We start from the raw sequence: 19,249 nt of genomic DNA, 5'->3' as shown, positions 1-19,249 counted from the left end.
GGTAGATGTACATAATTCCAGGTTTTCAAAAAAGGGACTTATTACAGGTGCTTCTACTTCAATTAATAGGATAATAGCTTGGTCCTGAAGTACAAATGTGATACTTTCGCAATATCAATTCGAATTGTATGCAACATCCCAAAGCCGCTATGTACCTAGGTTCCACCCGCAGCATGCTGATTTCCCCACACCTGGTGACGGATGTTCATCAACACGCGGTTATCCAGTTTACTTGCTCGCTGGATGGGAAACCCTTCCGTGTTTGGACGGAAAGTGATGGCTGGCAGCATGCAGAAGCGGTGCTCATTGGGTCAAGTGTTCCACATAGTTTGAAAGAATTTGACGGTTGGCAGGTTACTACTTGTATTATGCCAGATGTACAAACAGGACGCCTCGTGCAGGATAAAGTGTTGGCGGGTAAAACGATAAAATATTACCTCGAAAAAGATATTCTTCCTGTCATAGACGCCTTGCAAATAACACGCAAGCAGTTGCTCTCTGATAGTAACATATTTAATTCCCTTACGGATACTGTTTTTCACCACCTACTCCAGGAAAAGCCTTTCACACCGCCGCTTGATGACCGCATCAAACGCGTTATTAATTATATACGTCAGCATATACATAATAAAATTGTTGCGTCAGAACTGGCTTCACTGATATATTTATCTGAAGATAGATTTTTGCATCTCTTCCGGGAACAAGTAGGCGCCCCCTTACGGCAGTATGTCATCTGGCAACGAGTAGCCGTAGCTACCCAAGCATTAATGGAAGGTCAATCTATCAAAGTCGCCGCTTATGAAGGAGGTTTTTCCGATCAGGCGCATTTTTCCCGCAACTTCTCCTTGATGTTCGGTGCGCAACCCTCCGCCTATGCGGCACTTAAACCCCTTTACCATTTTGGATTCTTCCATAATATTTAAATCTTCCCACCACAAAAAATAGCCAATTTATTCAAATTGACAGCTCCTTTTTTCAAGTCTGTCAGGTTTCACGTGTGTAATTTTGTTCCTCTAAATTTCAAATATGATGGAACAACGCCTATATTCTAAAGTAAAGCACTCCGCATCCCGCTTGGGTTTCCTAAAAACCCCAATGGCGATCAAATCTCTCCGGGCGATACCCACTGAATGGAAATTACTGTACAGCCTCCTCCTGGTAATGGTGCTACGATTAGTTGTTAGTATCATCTTAATTATTAACCAACACTAGTTATGGAATTCGTTTATACGCTTCACGTTAAGAATATGGTTTGCCAAAGGTGCATCCTTATTGTCAGAAACATATTAAACACACTAGACATTTCCGCATCAGACGTGGTTCTTGGCAGAATTACCTTTCAACAGGAATTAGACATCCACCTCCAAAAACAACTGGCCGACAGTCTTCATTGCATCGGGCTGGAAATTATTGAAGGTCGTGTGCATCAGCAAGTAGAAGCAATAAAAAATTGTGTAAGAGCATACTTGGTAATAAGTCCGGAAGATCAACAATACAAGCTTTCTAGCTATGTATCCAGCAAATTAGGTTATGATTTTGGATACTTAAGTGAAGTATTCTCTAAAATGGAGGGCATCACGGTTGAACGCTATTTCATGCTACAACGACTTGAAAAAGTAAAAGAACTACTGGATTATGACCAATTATCACTGAGCGATATTGCCTTTGAAGTTGGCTTTAGTAGTGGACACCACTTGTCTACCCAGTTTAAAAAACTTACAGGCATTACCCCTACGCAATACAAACAGTCAGCAGTAAAAGAACGGAGACCACTAGATTTGGTGGGTGTGTAATAGCATTCCCGCATCTTAATTATCATCAATAATATATACATGAACCAGCATACTCAAACCGAAAATATCCTCGATCACATAGTAGCATTAATAGAAGAAATTTATAACGATAATTGTCAAATTAAGGATGGTTTCAACCTGGGTGACTATATACAATCCCGGTTGTCGGTTTCTCCAGAGGAAGTAGCACCTTGGTTTGTAGACCGATATGAAAAAACCATCCAGCAGTATGCAATGGAAGTACGCGTGAATAAAGTGAAGGAACTACTCGTGTATACTGATTTATCTTTGAATGAAATTGCCTGTAAGCTAGGGTACACTTCGATGGAGATGATGTCGGAGGAATTAATACAGTTGACAGGACTTCCCATCTCCTTCTTTCAAAATATTAAACTGCAGAAAGCAGCAACAGCCTCGAATCAGCGGACAAGAAATACTCAACTTTAAAATAACAGGCTGTAGCTAACAATAGATACAGCCGCCAATCCTACCATGGATGTGGCTTTCCGTCCAGAGCGACTTTCATCTCCCGAAATCATAATTTTTCTATAACATCTTTATACCCTCTTCCCACTGGAATGGCGATTCCCTTTATCTCCACCATTTCAGCAGTATAGGCATCAATATGGTTAACAGATACGATGAACGATCGATGGATACGCTTGAAGATATGAGCAGGTAGTAAATCTTCCATTTCTGTTGTGCTCATCTTGGAGAGGTACTCCGCCTTAGTAGTCACAATTTTGATGTACTCCTTCTGACTTTCAATGTATAATATCTCCGCAAAGGGAATCTTCACTTTGCGCTTTTGCACATTTACGAAGATAAAATCCCTAGGCTCCGCCAACTTCCGATTATAATCTGCATTGACTTTATTCACAGCCGTAAAGAAGCGCTCAAATTCAAATGGCTTTAACAGATAATCAGTAACATTCAAACTAAATCCTTCCACCGCATACTGGTGATAAGCCGTGGTAACAATGACTGCTGGCGGATTTGCCAACGTTCGGAGGAAAGCCATTCCTTTCAATTTGGGAAGATGGATATCCAGGAAGATGAGATCTGTTTCGTTCTTCATCAGAAACTCTGAGGCTAAAATCGCATCCTTAAATACCCCTTGCAATTGCAGAAAATGTACCTCTGATACATAATCCTTCAAGACTTTCGCGGCAAGCGGTTCATCCTCTATGATGATACACTTTATCTTAGACATGACTGCTGAGGTTTATTTTCAAAGTAGCCGTAAATAGGTAATCTTTGGGCTGTATCTCCAGACTGTAATCAGTATATAACAACGTTAGCTGTCTGCGTAAATTAGATAAGCCAATATTCTCCTTCAACGTATGATCCGCTGCTCGCTCACCTGTTGAGTTATCCACCGTAAAAAGTAGGCTTTTATTTTTGACAGACAGAAATATATTCAATCTGGGATGATCGCGGGTTTCAGCGAGACCATGCTTGAAGGCATTCTCCACCAATGGAATGAGTAACAACGGAGGTACGCCCTGTTGGCTGTCTTCCAAATCATGACTAAAATTCACATATAACGAATCATCATACCGCAATTTCTCCAAGGCAATATAATCCTCCATGATCTTCAGTTCCTGTCCGATAGCAGTAAATGGCGCACTCGTTTCATATAACATGTACCGTAGAATTTTAGACAATCGCAGGATAGACTCCGGTGCTAGATCCGACTTATCTCTGGCCAGCGAATAAATATTATTGAGGGTGTTAAATAAAAAATGGGGATTGGTTTGGGATTTCAGGTAATTCAACTCCGCTTGTTGTTGTGCTATCAACAACTGTTGGGAATGTTGTTTTAGCTTTATGTAATTATAAATATGTCGAGCTACACCAAAAACCACAATCGATTCAAAGCTATAACCAGTCAATGATCCAATTCTTTCTTCGATAGGAATTGGATTACTCAACGGCGTGAATATATGCAATGTAACGCCTAGGAGTCGCCATATAAAGAAGCCAATCGTATACAGAAATACCTGCAAAAGGATCAGCAGCGCAGATTCAAAAAAGCGCTTCCAGCTCATCCTAGGCAGATTATATTCCAATAGCCAGTAGTTGACCACCGACAGATACGCCACTAACCAGATTTCATTGACTGCTCTGGCGGGGAAATGGCTACTATCTTTCACAACATCCATTAGGAGGTTTACCAGCCAAAAAGCGGGCACCAGCCATACATACAGCTCATATCTTTTTATTTGGGATAGTTTTTTCATATTGCTGTTTGGTAAGGTAAATGTCGAGAAAAAAAATTCATTTTTATACGCTAAAACACTAATTGACGTAGCCCTGCATTTCATTGACGTTAACCTGCTGTTTGTTGACCAAGCAATATTTCAACCTGGTGGATACTGTATTCTTGTATCGTCAACAAAAATCTCCCCACTATGAACAAAGTATTTCAATTCGGCGAAACTGTTAATGGCTATGATCTTCCGGTACTCAACGAAAGAGAAATCAGGGCCGCAGCAGGTATCCTATTTTTAGCCACTTATACCTCGTTGTTGTTTATCCTTTTCGATGGCAATTTTATACCTGTGAAATTTACGATTACATTCTTCCTCCTTGATTTATTGATTAGAGTGCTCATCAATCCAAGGTATTCGCCTGCTTTAATCGTAGGTCGATGGATGGTTCGGAAGCAAGTGCCGGAGTATGTGGGTGCCCCGCAAAAGCAATTCGCCTGGATCATCGGCATTGCCTTATCCGCTATCATGTTCTATTTCCTCATTGTTGTCAATGCCTATAGCCCGATTACAGGAATTATCTGCCTGATTTGCTTGTTGTTCTTATTTTTTGAAGCCGCATTCGGTATATGCCTCGGATGCCTGTTTTACCCACTATTTTTCCGAAAAAAGGTACAGCATTGCCCCGGAGAAGTATGTGATATTAAGGACAGGCAGCCTATTCAAAAAGTATCCAGGACGCAATGGATGGTATTGATATTGTTTATCGGGCTTGTTATAATAGCGTCGATGACATTAAAAGAGACGTATAGCAAGCGTCCACACGCGTTTTTCAAGTCTTTATCACCTGAAAAATCAAAATGATGATGGCTACCTTGCAATTGGAAAACTATTTCTCCGTTTTCCGTCAGCATATCATTGGTAATCAACAGCATTTTGTATCTCCTACTGGCCTGCAACGAATCGTTTATGCAGATTGGACTGCCACCGGCAGGGGATACAGACCGATTGAAAATTACCTACAGCAGTCGGTATTGCCTTTTATCGGCAATACGCATACTGGCACTACTGTTACCGGCAGCACCATGTCTGAGGCTTATGCAATGGCTAAAGAGATGATTAAAAAGCATGTAAACGCCCATGCCGATGATGTTTTGCTCTTTTGTGGCAGTGGTATGACGGCGGCCATTAATAAGCTACAACGCTTACTAGGACTGAAGCATACAGCTACTAATTGGCAACCCGCTGATAAAACCTTAAGACCCATCGTTTTTGTGACACATATGGAACATCACAGTAACCATATCAGTTGGCTGGAAACCATTGCCCATGTGGAAATAATAGGGATGAACGCAATCGGGAATGTGGATATCTCCCATTTCCATTATTTACTCGAACAATATAAAGATCATCCCTGTAAAATAGCCGCTGTTACTGCCTGTTCAAATGTGACGGGGACCCATACTCCTTATCATGAAATAGCCCAACTAATCCACCGCTATGGCGGATGGTGCTTTGTGGATTTTGCCTGCGCTGCGCCTTATTGTGAGATCAATATGCATCCAGATGAAAACGATGCACATCTAGATGCCATTTATTTTTCGTCCCATAAGTTTCTCGGCGGGCCAGGAACCCCTGGGGTATTGATTTTCAACAAATATATTTATAAAAATAAGATTCCAGATCAACCGGGAGGAGGCGTCTTGCAGTATACCAATCCTTGGGGCGTACGAGATTATATTACTGATATTGAAACCCGCGAAGATAGTGGCACCCCGCCGTTTTTACAAGGGATCAAGGCCGCTATGTGCATCCGGTTAAAAGAGGAAATGGGCGTAGGAAACATCTTAGAACGCGAAAAAGAAATGCTGACTGTTATCTTCAAACGGTTGACGCGTATGAAATCGATCAGGGTATTACAAGCCAATAGTACCGAGCGGCTGGGAGTGATTTCGTTTACAGTCAATGATGTGCATTACAATCTGTTTGTCAGGTTATTGAATGATAGATTTGGTATTCAAATGCGTGGAGGCTGCTCCTGTGCTGGCACTTACGGACATCGGCTATTGCAGGTGGAGGAAATGCAGTCTTATGTAATTCGTCATGCGATACAGGCCGGGGATATGTCGGCAAAACCAGGATGGGTGCGATTTTCCATACATCCTACGATGACAGATGCGGAAATTAATTTTATCCTAGATGCGATTGAAATCACGATCGCGAATGTAAGCTCCTGGGAGAAAGATTACTATCATGATAAGCTGTCTAATGAATTTATTTTTACGGGAGACAGCATCTGCACGGGCCTACAGGTTTCCACTTGGTTTGATGTGAAGAATTGGTAGATTTACTCCATCTATTTATCCAATACATGAAAACTTTTCTGTTCTCTGCATGCTGTCTGCTGCTGATTTGTTGTCATCCAAAGCAGTCTGGTGATTCATCAACTGTTGTAGATTCGACTATTGCTGTCAATGACATTTCAGCCAATTTTAAAATAGACACAATTTCCTATCAGGATACGGCCTATCATCTTGCGGTTGATATCGCCTATGCTTATCCCAAAGATGATGCGTCGGGTGTATACAAATCACTGGTTACTAGTACCATCGACTCCGCATTAGCAGATTTCAAAAATGAAATCAGAAAAATTTGGAAGGAGGAAGGGGAAGACGAGGATAAATCGAACTTCGATGGGCTCTCGCATAATATGTTTGATGCGGCGCCTGCCACCTGTTACAGCGACGATAATATCATCAGTACCAGCTTTTCAATTGGCATCAGTCACGCAGGCGCAGTACATGGTTTCAATGGCGTTCATAGTATCAATTTCGATAAAAGATCACAAAAAGTAATCACTTTCAATGATTACTTCCGGATCAAAACAACAACGGACTCCGTTTTGATCCTACTTGCACTGGATGAGGCATTTGGTGGTCTGCGCAAAGAACTAAAACCCAATAATTCATGGGAATTTTATGGATTAAATGACAGCAACTTTGGCATTCTAAAGGATTCCCTAGTATTCAATTTTTCAGATTATCAACTAGGGCAAGGGCCAAGTATGACCAATTGCAAGGTCAGCAAGCATCAGTTGATAAGTTTGATCCAGGCGCCTTATAAATAAGAATGCGCAGCAGCCAGGGATTTACGTCTGGAGCAGCAGGAGACGCTTGTTTCCATTGCATTTACACTGTACGTTTGTTATAGATCAAAAAGCCGTCCTATGACACACCAGGAAATTCTCCAAAAAGTAGCATGGAAAGATCTGCGGAAGCTATCTAGCCGCGAAATGCTCATTGAGAATAATATTTCCTTACCCTGGCTGATACTCTCTCTGTTCCTGGCCTGGAAAGAATACTATATTGCTGCTTTACCCTTCTCTGCTTTTTATTTTCTAACGGCCCTCCGACAAGTACACAACGGGTTTCATAATTCCCTGGGGACCAATAGATCTCTTACTTGGCTTTCGTTGTATCTCAACAGCCTCTCCATGATGACGTCTATACATGCCGTAAAATTCAATCACCTCCGCCATCATAAATACTGCCTGACGGAAAAGGACTACGAAGGCAAAGCCGCCTCCATGACCTGGTATGGCGCTATTCTTTATGGCCCTGTTCATATGTTCCTGATTCATAAGGTTACATTGCAACATGGGAATAAAAATTATGTCAGGAATGTATTGTTGGAAGTAGGCTCCATTATTGCGATGGCAGCGATTATTCTCTGGCTGAAAATACCCTTCCTCATCTATCATATGATCGTTATGTTGGTAGGTGAATTCCTGATGGCCTTCTTTGCTGTATGGACGGTACACCACGATACCCACGACCATCCTGATTTTGCGAGAACGCAACGGGCTTCCTGGAAAAATAAAATCACCTTCAGTATGTTTTATCACCTGGAACATCACCTGTTTCCAGCCATACCCACTATAAAATTGCCCGAACTGGCCAAGCGTATCGACAACGCTATTCCAGAACTGGAAAAGAAAGCAACTTTCTAATCACAAGCCATTTAACCTATTTTCATGCGCAATGCACTGTTACTAGTTTTGTTATGCTGCGGTATCTCCAGCTTTGGACAGGATATTTGCAATAACTTCTACTACAAAAAATTTCCCCGCGAAGCACTCTTACAAGACCTTGATTTTGTTCATGACAAGATTCTACATGCGCATATCAATCCCTTCACAGAAATTACCCCAGTACAATTTGAAGAAAAATTCCGCCTAATCAAGGCCTCATTGCCTGATAGTATGATGCAACATGAGTTTTACTTCAAAGTAATTCCCATTCTCAACGCGCTGAATGATGAACACAGCGATTTGGGCGACTACTGTATCACAGATAGTTTGAGTGAGAATTTCAAGATATTCCCGCTTCGATTCAAACTCAGGGATAATAAAGTCATCCTAACAGAGAACTACAGCCACGCCCGCATTAAACTCGGCGATGAACTGCTTTCTATTAATGGCGTCAAAATTGACGACATGCTAGATAGCTGCGAAAATATTATCCCTGGCTTAAAAGAAAGCAGGAAGGCCACTTTCGTGGATCTAATGTGGGTATATCTTCCACGGTACTGTTACTTCTTCATGGACGCTTATCAACTGACTTTCCGTTCAGGAAATAGCGTTACCGTTGCTGGACAATACAAACCTGAATTTGCCCAAAATTATAAAGCACCCAAAAAAGATCCAGCGGCCATTGTCTTTAATACTTACGGCGATGTTGCTTACCTCACCGTTAATAATTTCAACGATCAGGGAACATTGTCACGTAATGACTGGAGTAGGTCTATAGACTCCATATTCACCCTCATCCAACGTAAGCAATGTAAAACGCTGTTTGTAGATGTTAGTGACAATAGAGGTGGCAATTCTGAGCTCGGAGACATGATCATCAGTTACTTCAACGACAAACCTTATTCCGATTATAGCGGCAAATGGAAAAAAAGCCAGGAATACCTTCGTGTGATGAAGCAACTCCACATAGAGGATCCTGCCTATGAAAAGCTCCAAGAAGGAGAGATTATGGCCATTCCATCCACCATCATACAGCCTGTATCCAGAACAAATAGGTTTACAGGTAAAACATATGTGGTGATTGGAAAGAATACCTTTTCCAGCGCTATGATGTTTGCTGTTATTTCGAAAGACAACAAGCTCGCGACGCTTATCGGTGAAACACCCATCAAAGGCCATCCCAACGGTTTTGGGGAGCTCATTGGGTTTAGGACTCCCCACACAAATTTGAGCTTTATTTTCAGTGTAAAAGAGTGGATAAGACCCTCCGGAGACACTTCCATTAATGTGCTCATACCAGACATCCAGGTGCCTGTAGAAAATAAAACAGCCCAACAGATTATTAAACAGATGATATCAATGAAGTAACCTAGCTTCGTGAAAAGTCTACTATTGCATATAATCAGATGCTTTCATTGATGTAACTTCGTATCGTGAAAAGTCTGCTATTGTATATCTGCCAACTATTATCGCCGGTTCCTTCAATAGATAGTCAGGTGCATATTTTCATGCAGCAATATCAGGTACCAGGACTGGCGGTAGCTGTCTCTTACCACGACAAGCCCGTATTCGCCAAGGGATACGGCTGGGCGGACACGGCACAACGTATGCCCGTCACTGTTAATAGTCTTTTTAGGATAGGCAGCGTGTCCAAAACGATCACTGCTACGGCTATACTAAAACTCGTTGAACAAGGTAGGCTCCGGATGGATGAAAAGGTATTCGGCGCAGCAGGTATTCTTGGCACCCACTACGGCGCACTTCCATACAGTGCTAACTTACAGCAAATCACGGTCAAACAACTATTGCAGCATACCTCCGGTGGATGGCCCAACAACGACCAAGACCCCGGATTCCTTTACCCTGCGCTTTCTCAGGATTCCCTTATCAGCAAAACCCTGGATGAAGTACCGCTGCGCTATCCTCCTGGGGAAATGTATATGTATTCCAATTTTGGATACAATTTACTAGGGCGAATCATTGAAAAGATAACCGGTCTGTCCTATGAAGCGTATGTTTGTCAGCAGGTATTAAAACCAGCAGGCATACAGCAACTATGTATCACACCACCTTCTGATCGATCAATAGTTAGATATTACGGCCAGAATGGCCAGGATCCCTATAGTTTTCCGATTCAAAAAATGGATGCCTATGCAGGCTGGATTGGTTCTGCCACCGACCTATTAAAATTCCTTGACGCCATTGATGGAGATACTACCCTCCCGGATTTGCTTTCTGCTGGTGCTATCCGAGAAATGACAAGCGGCTCAGCTCCCAATCCTGCTTATGCCTGTGGCTGGGTAGTGGATTCCTTCCATAACTGGTGGCATGCTGGTTCTCTTCCAGGCACTGCTGCACTGATCCTGCATACTCCTAGCGGATTTAACGCTGTAATCCTTTGCAATACCCGCGCCGACAAAGCCTATTTCAACGACCTGGATGGACTACTACATGCTATCATCCAATCGCTCTCACATACAACAACAGGAACCAAATCACGCCACCCAGTAAACAATTAGGTATCCGAATAAATTCCGCTCAATGCAACTCTTTCCAATACAATTTGTTTACTAAGGATAGTCCTCGCAAAACGGGGCCATTCCGCATGAAAAAGCTTATCATCATATTACTCTTCTTTCCATTAATGTCATCTGCGCAATGGAAGAACCTAAGTAGAGGGTACGCCTATGTAATGCTGCACCAGGCAAAATTTGGTGGTGGCATTACCTATGACTACGGGTTTAATCCCTATCTGGCAGCTGGATTAGGGGTAGAATTAACTTCATTCGAAGATAACCTGATGATTCCCACTTTCGTAGATGTGAAGGTTCGATATCCGTTTGGGAAGCTAGAACCGTATATCGTTGGTCAGTTTGGCTACAATAATTATCGGGTTACTTATCAATATCACTACACAGACGTTAATGGCAACCCTACCTTTACCAATTATCAAAAAACAGGACGGGTCTTTTACGGTGTAGGCGCTGGTATTTCTTACCTGTTCGGAAAGGTGGGTGTATTCGCCTCTTATACCTTCCGACCTTACACCTATCAATTCGCTTCCTTTACGGCAAATAACCAAGTCGTTAGCTTTCCAGACGACAAAACTACTGCGAACCTTATCAGTGCTGGGATTGTGTTTTAAGGCATACACGTATTACACACAGTACCTAACAGGTCTACCCACTGATATGCTACTCATAACCAATTATATTAACTTCAAACATTCTGTTCAGCCCCCACATTCAGGCACACTGATTTAACACATGATACCAGCACATGCAGCTCCAGGCGGAATCACCATCCAACCTATACATCCTTATTTTCCATCACTACTGGCAATGCGTTTTAACCCGCGTTTTCAGCAGTGGCAATCCATAGTAATCATGTTTTCGCAAGTCATCAATAAGTGGGCGATCTGTTATACATAGTTCATCCACGAACCCTGTGATTCCCGCTTTCAAGGAGGCTTCTAATAGTTGCGCAATATGCACTACCGCAACTTTTTCATCTCGTAAATCCCGGCATACTTCCCCAATGTTGACAAATAGTTCCGGGTTTACTTCCATAATGGTTTCCAACATTCCCGTACGGATACCTTTCTTACGGCTTGCCGGCACCCATCCATAAACCGCTTTCGAGAAATATCCCTCTCCATCCCGATCATCCGATATTTCATCGATCATTTTTCGAGTAAGCGCTTTATTACCGGTATAACCATCATAAAAAACCACCTCTTCTCCAAGCTCGGGGAAACGATCCATCACGGACATGAGCTGTGTGGCATCATCATAAATTAACAAGCGATTCAATGCAATCAAATCCCTGAATATAACTGTATTCCATTTCTCCAGGGGCTTACTTATTAACTGTCCTTCTTCATTCGGAGAAATATAATCCAGTGCTTCTTCTGGTAATAGCAACCCCACATGTCGTATAGCCCATAAAGTAGGACCATCATCTGCTGTTACTTGTAGTTTAACATCATTATAAGCGGAGGTATCCAGGTCTATGCCTGTTATGGCTAGTACCTTATTTCGGAAGGTAGCTTTATCTGGAAACTGATATCCTCGTTGCCGCATACCCTGCATCATTTTTCTAACTTCCGATTCCCGTATGTAGCGGTTCTTATCATTGTCTTCTTGTGGTTGCATCCAAATAGCGATTAAAGAAAAGATGTAAATGAGAAAATGTAAACTCATAATGAAATGATTATGGTTATTATTGAGGTGATTTGATAATACCTGTCCATTTGCTGGTACCGACAGCAGGGTTCTTCCACAATGCCACTGCTACTTCTCTGGGTTGAATTATGATACGTACTTGTCTTTCCCCAGCTTTTTGCACAGCCTTGTCCAGTTCCGGCAAATTCCCCAGTAGTTGCCGCACCAGGATGTTTTTCCCGGTAGGATAGCCGCTAGAATGTGTAGTCAGACAGCCAATGCTACCTATGGGCCATCCTCCATGTATGGCGATACCTGATCTTGGGCCATCTGGACCACTAATGGCAGCGCTGCCTAGTCCTGGCGTATCAGAGATATACATGCTGTATTTCTGTCCATCTGTGCCACGATTGAGATAATACTCACCTGGCGGGCATTCATTCTTACTACCATACCTGGCTGGATCATGTTTACCATACTTTACGCCGTGTGCATCTCTGGTAACCCAAGTGGTATAGTCTGGTTCGGGCAGGGCATTTTTGGCTTCCAACTGTTTGTATACGGCCATAGATATACGTCTGTAGACCATAACAGGATATACTGGCCACACTTTATCCACATCCTCTCGCTGATAGTGTTCATCGCCATTAGCACTAGCCTTCGCGCCTATGACAACAATAGTGTCTTCATTTGGTTCTTGCCATTGACTCCTGTTATAACGCGTACAATGCTTCACTTGAAATGCATTCACCGCTTCCCGGAAAAATCGTTTCCGTTCATGGATATTATCCAGTGCTGCGTTAATCGGTCTACTTACGCTTTCCACCGCATAATCATCTGCATAATCCGCTCTGGCCCCTAGTAAATGTGACCGCCAAAATATCATGGCGGCAGCCATCGCATCTGTAGCCACCGTTGATAGTCGTTCTGGATGATTCTCCCAATCGGCATTGCCTCCCGAAATCCACTTGTTATATAATCGGGCTGCTTCCTTGTAATTCCCTCTGCCAGTCAATTGTATGAATCCTCTGCCTTTAAATCGATAACCATCGCCACTGGCGTAACTACCATTTCCATTAATACCAGCATACGCCCAGTTGGCAATGTGTTCCTGGTCTGTGGCGTTTACTGGTGTGTCATCATTTATATTCCTTCCCCATTTCACAGCATGGTCAGGCCCTTCGCCCTTTCGAAATTGTTTGAACTTCTGCTGTAACACACTGGCCGCATAGTTAAAATTCTCTTCCAGGCGTTGAAATCTCGTTTCTGTAGCTATTTGCGCAAAGAAATGTGCCTTGCGACAACATGTGTCTAATTCAAACGTCTGCAAATTTTGATTAAAGAATCCTAGTGCTTCCCGAATGAGTTGATCCTCTTTCAAAAATCTATTCCCTTTGTCATCCACGGCCATCTGTTTTATTTGTTCCAAACTCACAGGCGCGGCGCATCTGGGACATGGTGGCTCTTTACCAGCAGGCTTGATGGTCTGTATCACTACAGGGCTATGTTGCTGTTTTGTAACAGTAGTGACAACAGGAAAGGCGCTGATGTTTTGCCACCAACTATCCCACTGCGATGTTTTCAATGAAACATAGAACCGCTGCACCTTTTCTTCATATTCCGATTCCCACTCTTTCCTTAATTCAAAATCAAATTGTACATAACCATATTCATTTACTTCCAATGTATTATTGAATACCGTTTTATCAATTCTCCCAAAATCTTTCCCATTGAGCTTTTCCAGCCGCTTTACTTTTACGTCCAGTTTTTCGCGGCACATATTCAACGCTACAATTTTACAGGTAATGGTATCCCCATAGTGCGCAGTGATGACAGGCGCACCATTTCTGAAAAATTTCACTTCTCTGATTTTGGGATGTTCCCGAAATAACAACGGGCGGCGTGGACGAAGATTTCCCAATTTGGCAATAGGCATTCCGACGCTTTTTATTCGGGCATAGAGGAAATCGCCATCATGCAATAAGTGCCGGTATTGCTGCTTTCCAGGGAAAAAATCCATCACAATAACACCCTCTGTGACGGTATAATGCTCCGCTTCTTTGAGGATGGCTAATTGTTGGCGTGTACTATCTGTACAAACTATATCGATGGTTACTACCATCCCTTCCGCATTGCTGAAAGACAGATACAGCCTGGATTTCTCATGCCATCCGGTTATAATCTTCGGTTGTCCTTGATCGTCCTGCCAGGAGGCCACACATAAGGATGGAGCACTATCTTCAGGATCTTCTATGGCCGCTATGGTTGTAGTACTTACTGGTGTTGAGGAGGTAGTCGTTTCAAGTGGTTTATCAGTTATTCCCGGCTGTGCGGATTGGCCATGTTGAAGAATTTTTATCTTACCACCACGGCTACACGTAGCCTCGCTCTTCTCACTCAATGGATGGACCCCACCTGGCAATACAATATCTTCATAATATTTGCTCCAGTTAAGCATAGGCACGCAGGGTGTAGGTTTCTGCGGATCTGGAATTTTACATAGTTTAAAATGCAGCGATGCCGCAAACCTATCGCCGGTCGTGGCAGCGGGCGCGCCCGATTGGTCTTTCACATGAAACTTGTTCTGACTGACCACCTTTATTTTTACAGGTGCAGGGCTAACAGCTTTATCACAGGTGCACAACGCACCCTCGCACACTAGGTGCATTGGTTGGTTAACAATGGTCATATATGTAAGTTTTACGGGTTATATCAACACATTCTAATTTTCTCTTCGCTCTGAATATCCAAGTTTTTGGCAGCGTGTATTTCGCAATTCCCTTTCAGGCTTTTCAACGCTACAGTATCTGCGTGTACGGTCCATTCACCCGACTGCAATGTGTACTGCTTATCGGCTACCATTTCCACTTTGCGGGCGGCTACCAGGTAGGATGCAGTAGCATGATGGGAAATGTTTTCCGCCGCTGATAAAGCAATACTATTCCCTGCTTGAACGGAAACAGTTGCTGTTGCCTGTAAGTGAATATTATCTGCTTTGATGGTAAGTAGTCCGGGGGATTCGAGCTGCATAAGCTTATTAGCAGTATCCATGAGCAATGAATTGCCGGATTTATCACTGATAGTAATCTGTTCGCTACCTGGTGCATCATCGAGCAGGATGGTGTGCCCAGACCTAGTACGGATTATTTTCAAGGTATTCTGCGCATCTCCAGCATTGGCGGGTGCCTTGCCATGATAGTAACTACCCGTGACAATCGGATATTCCGGATGTTGATCCTGAAAACTCACCCAAACCGCTTCATTTATTTCCGGCAAAAAGAAAATTCCTTTACCCTTTCCGGTGTAGGGTAGTAGCACTTGAATCCATGGCGATGCGCCCTCCTGCTGCCAACGGAAGCGAACTTTTATTCTGCCGAGGCGCTCAGGATCATTGTTATCCACCACTATGGCCGATTGTGGATAACATGCCGGTATGACCTGTACCTCCGCCGCTTTATGGGCAAGACTTTCCGACACCGCAGTAATATCATTGTAATAATGACCATCCACCTTACATTGATGCACTATTTTTTGCACGAGGAAACCGCCATACTTTTTACCAGATTTATCTTCCGGAAGAATAATATCGCCCGGACGTATTCCAGGGCAACTGCTCCTTCCGTTGAAACGCAGTGCTGTGGCGATGGACATATGTTCCGCTGCATCTGCTGATGATTGCGGATCCGCCACGCTCCCTCGAAAGCTTCGTTCCGGATTACGCATGGAAAGAAGATAATCCAACACAGCATCCTTCTTCGATGTTGCCGGAGCGGCAGACTGTACACTATCCGACAAATAATCATAGCGGCTGAAAGTGGCCATAGCAGGCACAATAGATCCCGTGATCTGAAAAGATGATAGTTGTTCTTCACAACGCAAGGGAATACGCGCCGGCACGTACCCTCCAAACACCAGTTGCTGTCCGTTGTAAAAGAAAAACTCCCCATACTGCGCCGCCAATCGGCGCAACAACTGATAATCGGATTCATCATACTGTACATGGTAGGCGCACAGAGGGTTTTGCTGGGGTTGTATGACTACATCTGTCACGGATTTTATCAATTCCCGGACTATCGCTTCCAGGGGCTGTTGTTCAAATGCACGCGTACGCTGCATCGTATGCAGGCATACATCCGCACTATGGCCGATGAGGAGACAGTAATCATGCCCGTTCGCGGTTTTTCTGCCGGTTGTAACTGTCGTCACGGTCCCTTTAAAAAACAACTGCTGATCCTTTACCGCCGATTGTACTTTTACCTCCAATCGCTTCCCCAAGAAGGCTTTCATACGCGATAACTGCGTGTCTCCCGGATCATACACGACCTGCAATTCAAACAGATGCAAGGCATCAACCGACTGCTCCAGCCTTAACTGATGCCAATAAGGATACTTTTTACCATCTATGGAAATGGTAATTTTCATCATTGCTGACATGATATATTATTTTAAAGTCCAGGGATGTTCAAAAGTACTTCCATTGAGCGTTAGCTTGCGTGCCGACATGCGAAAGCGAATCTGCATGGGCTTTTCATTCTCCGCATTGAAATACTCTGTATAACGAATACAGTAAGCATCTGCAAATCGTAATTCCTTTAGTCGGGAAATGGCATCCCTACGATAGAAAATAATACTGCCATTATGCGCAACGGCATCTGCAATCATCCAGTCGAACAAACTGGTATCTGCAGCGGATTCCACCAGTAATTCAATCACCCCTCCCGTAGGTCGGGCCACTGGCTTGCCATAATTATCTGTTTGCTGGGAAAAGGTATAATGGCATTCTAACACATTAAAGTCATAGCCATCAATACTACAACGGGCTTTAAAAGACATGGTAATTCGGTTTTAACAAACATGAATCGGGTCAACAAAATTTTAATTTGATTTACAGGATATCAAACCAATATGAATTTACATTTTTTGTTTGGAACAAAAATCATCTCCGCAAAAAATATTTTATCATCAGATCAAATCGAATGCCTGCGCGAATTTGGTGAGATCGTACAGTGACTCTGCATTGATTTTTGATTTGACATTCCGACGATGTGTTACGGCTGTTTTTTCTGAGATGTGCAATTTTTTAGCCATCTCACCAGCACTATAACCTAATGCTGTCAATCTGAGAATTTCTTTCTCACGCTTCGTTAGTTCTGCAAAAATATGCTGATGTTGACGTAGAAACAGATTCTCCTTCAGCAAGCGTTTCAGCTTACTGGTTACATGATGCAACGGATCAATGGGAATAGCGCAAGTTATCAAATGAGTAGGAGTGCCTGTTTCATCCCGGAAAAAAACGCGCGTGGTGCTCAAATGCCACTCCCATTCGTCGTTTCCTGCAAGTCTTACTTGTTGAAAAAAAGAAACGATGCTGTCTTCCTCTGGTGAAGTTTGCACTAACGCCATAATTTTTGGTACATAATCCTCCACATCCTGCGGATTAAAGCAGCGATTGTAATACTCCTGACCCATTTCCTGGATTTCCTCCAGTGTGTATCCCAGTTCCTTACAGCCTCGTGGCGACATATACTCGACACCTCCTTCCGGAAATCTATGAATAATCAAAACTGCAGGCAGTTCGTCTTCTATTGCTTGTAATGCTTTTATCTTTTCCGCCAGCGGTACTCCAGACATGTTTGACTCGTGTTCTATACGTTCATTTACAAATAAGACAAAGCGGGAAAAAAACAATAATGAAGCCCATCTCATGCATTCTCACATTCTCATACCTGATGGGATCAGGCTTTTTGCAGGTGGTTGATTCTTTATACTGCCTGCAAATGTAATGGAATTTTACAAAAACAGGTTTGGGTCCCATCCTTCATGAAGAGACCCAAATTTTGGGGGTAACTGACCGACTTTATTCGATCAACTTTGACTATTTAGGAAATGACTTTATATAATGATTTGAAAATATCTTTTTTATGCTCCCTGCAAAAGTAGCCCAATGGTAGGAAGCATCAAATACCTACATGTAGGTATTTTTGCGAAACGGCTACTTCCATGGCTCCCGCTATACTTTCCTTGTATTTGCTCATTCACAATCGGCTGTTTTTTCATATCCGGAAGAGGATATACCCAAATTGGTAGCCCACAGGAAACTATTATGTATGCGAAAGTCGGCGTTACGGCAGGGTTAGGCGTGGAAAATAAAGGGCAGGATTATCATCTACCGCCTATGATGATGGGTACTTCTTGCAAATGCTACTTAAATGGAGAGACTTATAATGGAGTAAGAATTCTCAGCCGAAATACGGTGAGAATGATGAGAATGAATGAGACCAGCAACTTACAGGGAAAATGAATGAGATGCATAAAACCTGGAAAACCAGGCCATCAATGCCTAAGCACTGATGGCAATGCGACTTTCTATTGCAGCCAGTAAATCCGCTGGCTGCAATGGATGTTCCAGGTATTTATCAATAAATGCATATTTGATAGACAAGTCAGGCGTAATAACATAGACCGCAGGCACGGGTACATCCTCGTTGACGCCGGCTACAAAACCCCAGATCGGATCTGATTTTCTATAAATACCTGCTTTCTTCGCGAGTTGAAACCCTTCATCATACACGACATCAAATGATAATGGTTGCTGATTAACCGCCTCAAATTGTTTTCTGTTCTCACTGGAAACCAGGAGCAGTTTGGCCCCGGCAGCTTCTATCACGGGATGAAGCGCCGCGACCTGCTCCAGTAGATCATCTGCATATCCATTCCAATGGATGGAATAAAAAATTACTACCAGCGGCTGCGCCGTCAATGTGTGAATACTCGCCCCCTGCGTTAACAGGCCAGCATCGTGGATGGCCTGGCCAGGCTCTAAGAAAAATTCAGGAAAGATCCCTGACATTACCGGAGAAATGCACTCCTTGTGATAGCCCGTTTTAGGGAAGTTCTCTGGAACAGGCTGCTGCAGATAATCGGCGTAACGGTAAAGTGTAGACATTCCTGAAAAATTTTTATGGTTGGTAAAACGCGCTACTCAGTGCTTCATCCCTTTCACATAACAAATATACAGACATAATTTTAATTTCCTACTATTCCTATAGA

18 protein-coding genes are annotated in these 19,249 nt (G+C 43.0%); 10 read left to right on the top strand and 8 right to left on the bottom strand.

All coding sequences use genetic code 11. The features are described from left to right. Positions 1 to 128 precede the first annotated feature (128 nt). The 3 genes from JO154_RS21255 (at position 129) to JO154_RS21245 (ending at position 2,240) form a co-directional block, all read left to right on the top strand. Positions 129 to 923 carry an AraC family transcriptional regulator gene (locus JO154_RS21255; protein ID WP_291949271.1) on the top strand — a complete coding sequence of 265 codons (795 nt, stop codon included), beginning with the start codon at positions 129 to 131 and terminating at the stop codon, positions 921 to 923. Between the two features lie 393 nt (positions 924 to 1,316). Next, complete coding sequence (locus tag JO154_RS21250; RefSeq protein ID WP_291949269.1) at positions 1,317 to 1,793, top strand: AraC family transcriptional regulator; 477 nt, start codon at positions 1,317 to 1,319, stop codon at positions 1,791 to 1,793. 39 nt (positions 1,794 to 1,832) lie between these two features. Beyond that, complete coding sequence (locus tag JO154_RS21245) at positions 1,833 to 2,240, top strand: AraC family transcriptional regulator (protein WP_291949267.1); 408 nt, start codon at positions 1,833 to 1,835, stop codon at positions 2,238 to 2,240. Between the two features lie 88 nt (positions 2,241 to 2,328). Here the strand turns inward: JO154_RS21245 and JO154_RS21240 are convergent, their stop codons facing one another. Beyond that, a complete protein-coding gene (locus JO154_RS21240; RefSeq protein ID WP_291949265.1) occupies positions 2,329 to 3,006 on the bottom strand; it encodes a LytTR family DNA-binding domain-containing protein in 678 nt (225 codons plus the stop codon). After that, positions 2,999 to 4,036 carry a histidine kinase gene (locus tag JO154_RS21235; protein ID WP_291949263.1) on the bottom strand — a complete coding sequence of 346 codons (1,038 nt, stop codon included), beginning with the start codon at positions 4,034 to 4,036 and terminating at the stop codon, positions 2,999 to 3,001. The genes JO154_RS21240 and JO154_RS21235 overlap by 8 nt, the downstream gene beginning before the upstream one ends. Before the next feature lie 171 nt (positions 4,037 to 4,207). On the opposite strand from JO154_RS21235, the gene JO154_RS21230 reads away from it, so the two are divergent. The 7 genes from JO154_RS21230 (at position 4,208) to JO154_RS21200 (ending at position 11,181) form a co-directional block, all read left to right on the top strand. After that, a complete protein-coding gene (locus JO154_RS21230) occupies positions 4,208 to 4,870 on the top strand; it encodes a DUF4395 domain-containing protein (RefSeq protein ID WP_291949261.1) in 663 nt (220 codons plus the stop codon). 2 nt (positions 4,871 to 4,872) lie between these two features. Next, positions 4,873 to 6,351: an aminotransferase class V-fold PLP-dependent enzyme gene (locus JO154_RS21225; RefSeq protein ID WP_291949259.1), complete on the top strand. Its 1,479-nt coding sequence runs from the start codon at positions 4,873 to 4,875 to the stop codon at positions 6,349 to 6,351. Positions 6,352 to 6,377: 26 nt separating this feature from the next. After that, positions 6,378 to 7,133, top strand: coding sequence for a hypothetical protein (locus JO154_RS21220; protein ID WP_291949256.1), 756 nt, complete (start codon positions 6,378 to 6,380; stop codon positions 7,131 to 7,133). Positions 7,134 to 7,232: 99 nt separating this feature from the next. Further along, positions 7,233 to 8,015 carry a fatty acid desaturase gene (locus JO154_RS21215; protein ID WP_291949254.1) on the top strand — a complete coding sequence of 261 codons (783 nt, stop codon included), beginning with the start codon at positions 7,233 to 7,235 and terminating at the stop codon, positions 8,013 to 8,015. A 24-nt stretch (positions 8,016 to 8,039) separates the two neighbouring features. After that, complete coding sequence (locus JO154_RS21210) at positions 8,040 to 9,404, top strand: S41 family peptidase (RefSeq protein ID WP_291949252.1); 1,365 nt, start codon at positions 8,040 to 8,042, stop codon at positions 9,402 to 9,404. 65 nt (positions 9,405 to 9,469) lie between these two features. Continuing rightward, positions 9,470 to 10,555, top strand: a complete 1,086-nt coding sequence (locus tag JO154_RS21205) for a serine hydrolase (protein ID WP_291949250.1) — start codon at positions 9,470 to 9,472, stop codon at positions 10,553 to 10,555. Between the two features lie 86 nt (positions 10,556 to 10,641). Then, positions 10,642 to 11,181, top strand: coding sequence for a hypothetical protein (locus JO154_RS21200; RefSeq protein WP_291949248.1), 540 nt, complete (start codon positions 10,642 to 10,644; stop codon positions 11,179 to 11,181). A gap of 187 nt (positions 11,182 to 11,368) precedes the next feature. Here the strand turns inward: JO154_RS21200 and JO154_RS21195 are convergent, their stop codons facing one another. The 6 genes from JO154_RS21195 to JO154_RS21170 form a co-directional block, all read right to left on the bottom strand. Beyond that, complete coding sequence (locus JO154_RS21195) at positions 11,369 to 12,238, bottom strand: hypothetical protein (RefSeq protein ID WP_291949246.1); 870 nt, start codon at positions 12,236 to 12,238, stop codon at positions 11,369 to 11,371. Between the two features lie 19 nt (positions 12,239 to 12,257). Then, on the bottom strand, positions 12,258 to 14,888 hold the full coding sequence (locus tag JO154_RS21190) for a PAAR-like protein (protein WP_291949244.1): 2,631 nt from the start codon (positions 14,886 to 14,888) through the stop codon (positions 12,258 to 12,260). Between the two features lie 23 nt (positions 14,889 to 14,911). Further along, the gene (locus tag JO154_RS21185) at positions 14,912 to 16,633 is read right to left on the bottom strand and encodes a phage baseplate assembly protein V (RefSeq protein WP_291949242.1); all 1,722 of its coding nucleotides are present in this window, start codon (positions 16,631 to 16,633) and stop codon (positions 14,912 to 14,914) included. 6 nt (positions 16,634 to 16,639) lie between these two features. After that, positions 16,640 to 17,032 (bottom strand): type VI secretion system tube protein TssD, encoded by a 393-nt coding sequence (tssD, locus tag JO154_RS21180; RefSeq protein WP_291949241.1) that lies wholly within the window; start codon positions 17,030 to 17,032, stop codon positions 16,640 to 16,642. Positions 17,033 to 17,161: 129 nt separating this feature from the next. Continuing rightward, on the bottom strand, positions 17,162 to 17,830 hold the full coding sequence (locus JO154_RS21175) for a LuxR C-terminal-related transcriptional regulator (RefSeq protein ID WP_291949240.1): 669 nt from the start codon (positions 17,828 to 17,830) through the stop codon (positions 17,162 to 17,164). A 709-nt stretch (positions 17,831 to 18,539) separates the two neighbouring features. Beyond that, entirely contained in the window at positions 18,540 to 19,145 is a 606-nt protein-coding gene (locus tag JO154_RS21170; protein WP_291949239.1) for a redoxin domain-containing protein, read from the bottom strand. Positions 19,146 to 19,249: the final 104 nt, after the last annotated feature.

Source organism: Chitinophaga sp. (assembly GCF_019236475.1).
Lineage (GTDB): Bacteria > Bacteroidota > Bacteroidia > Chitinophagales > Chitinophagaceae > Chitinophaga.
Note: the sequence above shows the minus strand (reverse complement) of the source record. Positions and strands in the feature narration are given on the sequence as shown.

What these genes read in the sequence shown, in the direction of transcription:
- JO154_RS21185 (WP_291949242.1), bottom strand. Translation starts at nt 16,633, where the DNA reads ATGTCAGCAATGATGAAAATTACCATTTCCATAGATGGTAAAAAGTAT.
- JO154_RS21215 (WP_291949254.1), top strand. Translation starts at nt 7,233, where the DNA reads ATGACACACCAGGAAATTCTCCAAAAAGTAGCATGGAAAGATCTGCGG.
- JO154_RS21190 (WP_291949244.1), bottom strand. Translation starts at nt 14,888, where the DNA reads ATGACCATTGTTAACCAACCAATGCACCTAGTGTGCGAGGGTGCGTTG.
- JO154_RS21200 (WP_291949248.1), top strand. Translation starts at nt 10,642, where the DNA reads ATGAAAAAGCTTATCATCATATTACTCTTCTTTCCATTAATGTCATCT.
- JO154_RS21255 (WP_291949271.1), top strand. Translation starts at nt 129, where the DNA reads ATGCAACATCCCAAAGCCGCTATGTACCTAGGTTCCACCCGCAGCATG.
- JO154_RS21210 (WP_291949252.1), top strand. Translation starts at nt 8,040, where the DNA reads ATGCGCAATGCACTGTTACTAGTTTTGTTATGCTGCGGTATCTCCAGC.
- JO154_RS21170 (WP_291949239.1), bottom strand. Translation starts at nt 19,145, where the DNA reads ATGTCTACACTTTACCGTTACGCCGATTATCTGCAGCAGCCTGTTCCA.
- JO154_RS21225 (WP_291949259.1), top strand. Translation starts at nt 4,873, where the DNA reads ATGGCTACCTTGCAATTGGAAAACTATTTCTCCGTTTTCCGTCAGCAT.
- tssD (WP_291949241.1), bottom strand. Translation starts at nt 17,032, where the DNA reads ATGTCTTTTAAAGCCCGTTGTAGTATTGATGGCTATGACTTTAATGTG.
- JO154_RS21175 (WP_291949240.1), bottom strand. Translation starts at nt 17,830, where the DNA reads ATGTCTGGAGTACCGCTGGCGGAAAAGATAAAAGCATTACAAGCAATA.
- JO154_RS21195 (WP_291949246.1), bottom strand. Translation starts at nt 12,238, where the DNA reads ATGAGTTTACATTTTCTCATTTACATCTTTTCTTTAATCGCTATTTGG.
- JO154_RS21220 (WP_291949256.1), top strand. Translation starts at nt 6,378, where the DNA reads ATGAAAACTTTTCTGTTCTCTGCATGCTGTCTGCTGCTGATTTGTTGT.
- JO154_RS21240 (WP_291949265.1), bottom strand. Translation starts at nt 3,006, where the DNA reads ATGTCTAAGATAAAGTGTATCATCATAGAGGATGAACCGCTTGCCGCG.
- JO154_RS21230 (WP_291949261.1), top strand. Translation starts at nt 4,208, where the DNA reads ATGAACAAAGTATTTCAATTCGGCGAAACTGTTAATGGCTATGATCTT.
- JO154_RS21245 (WP_291949267.1), top strand. Translation starts at nt 1,833, where the DNA reads ATGAACCAGCATACTCAAACCGAAAATATCCTCGATCACATAGTAGCA.
- JO154_RS21235 (WP_291949263.1), bottom strand. Translation starts at nt 4,036, where the DNA reads ATGAAAAAACTATCCCAAATAAAAAGATATGAGCTGTATGTATGGCTG.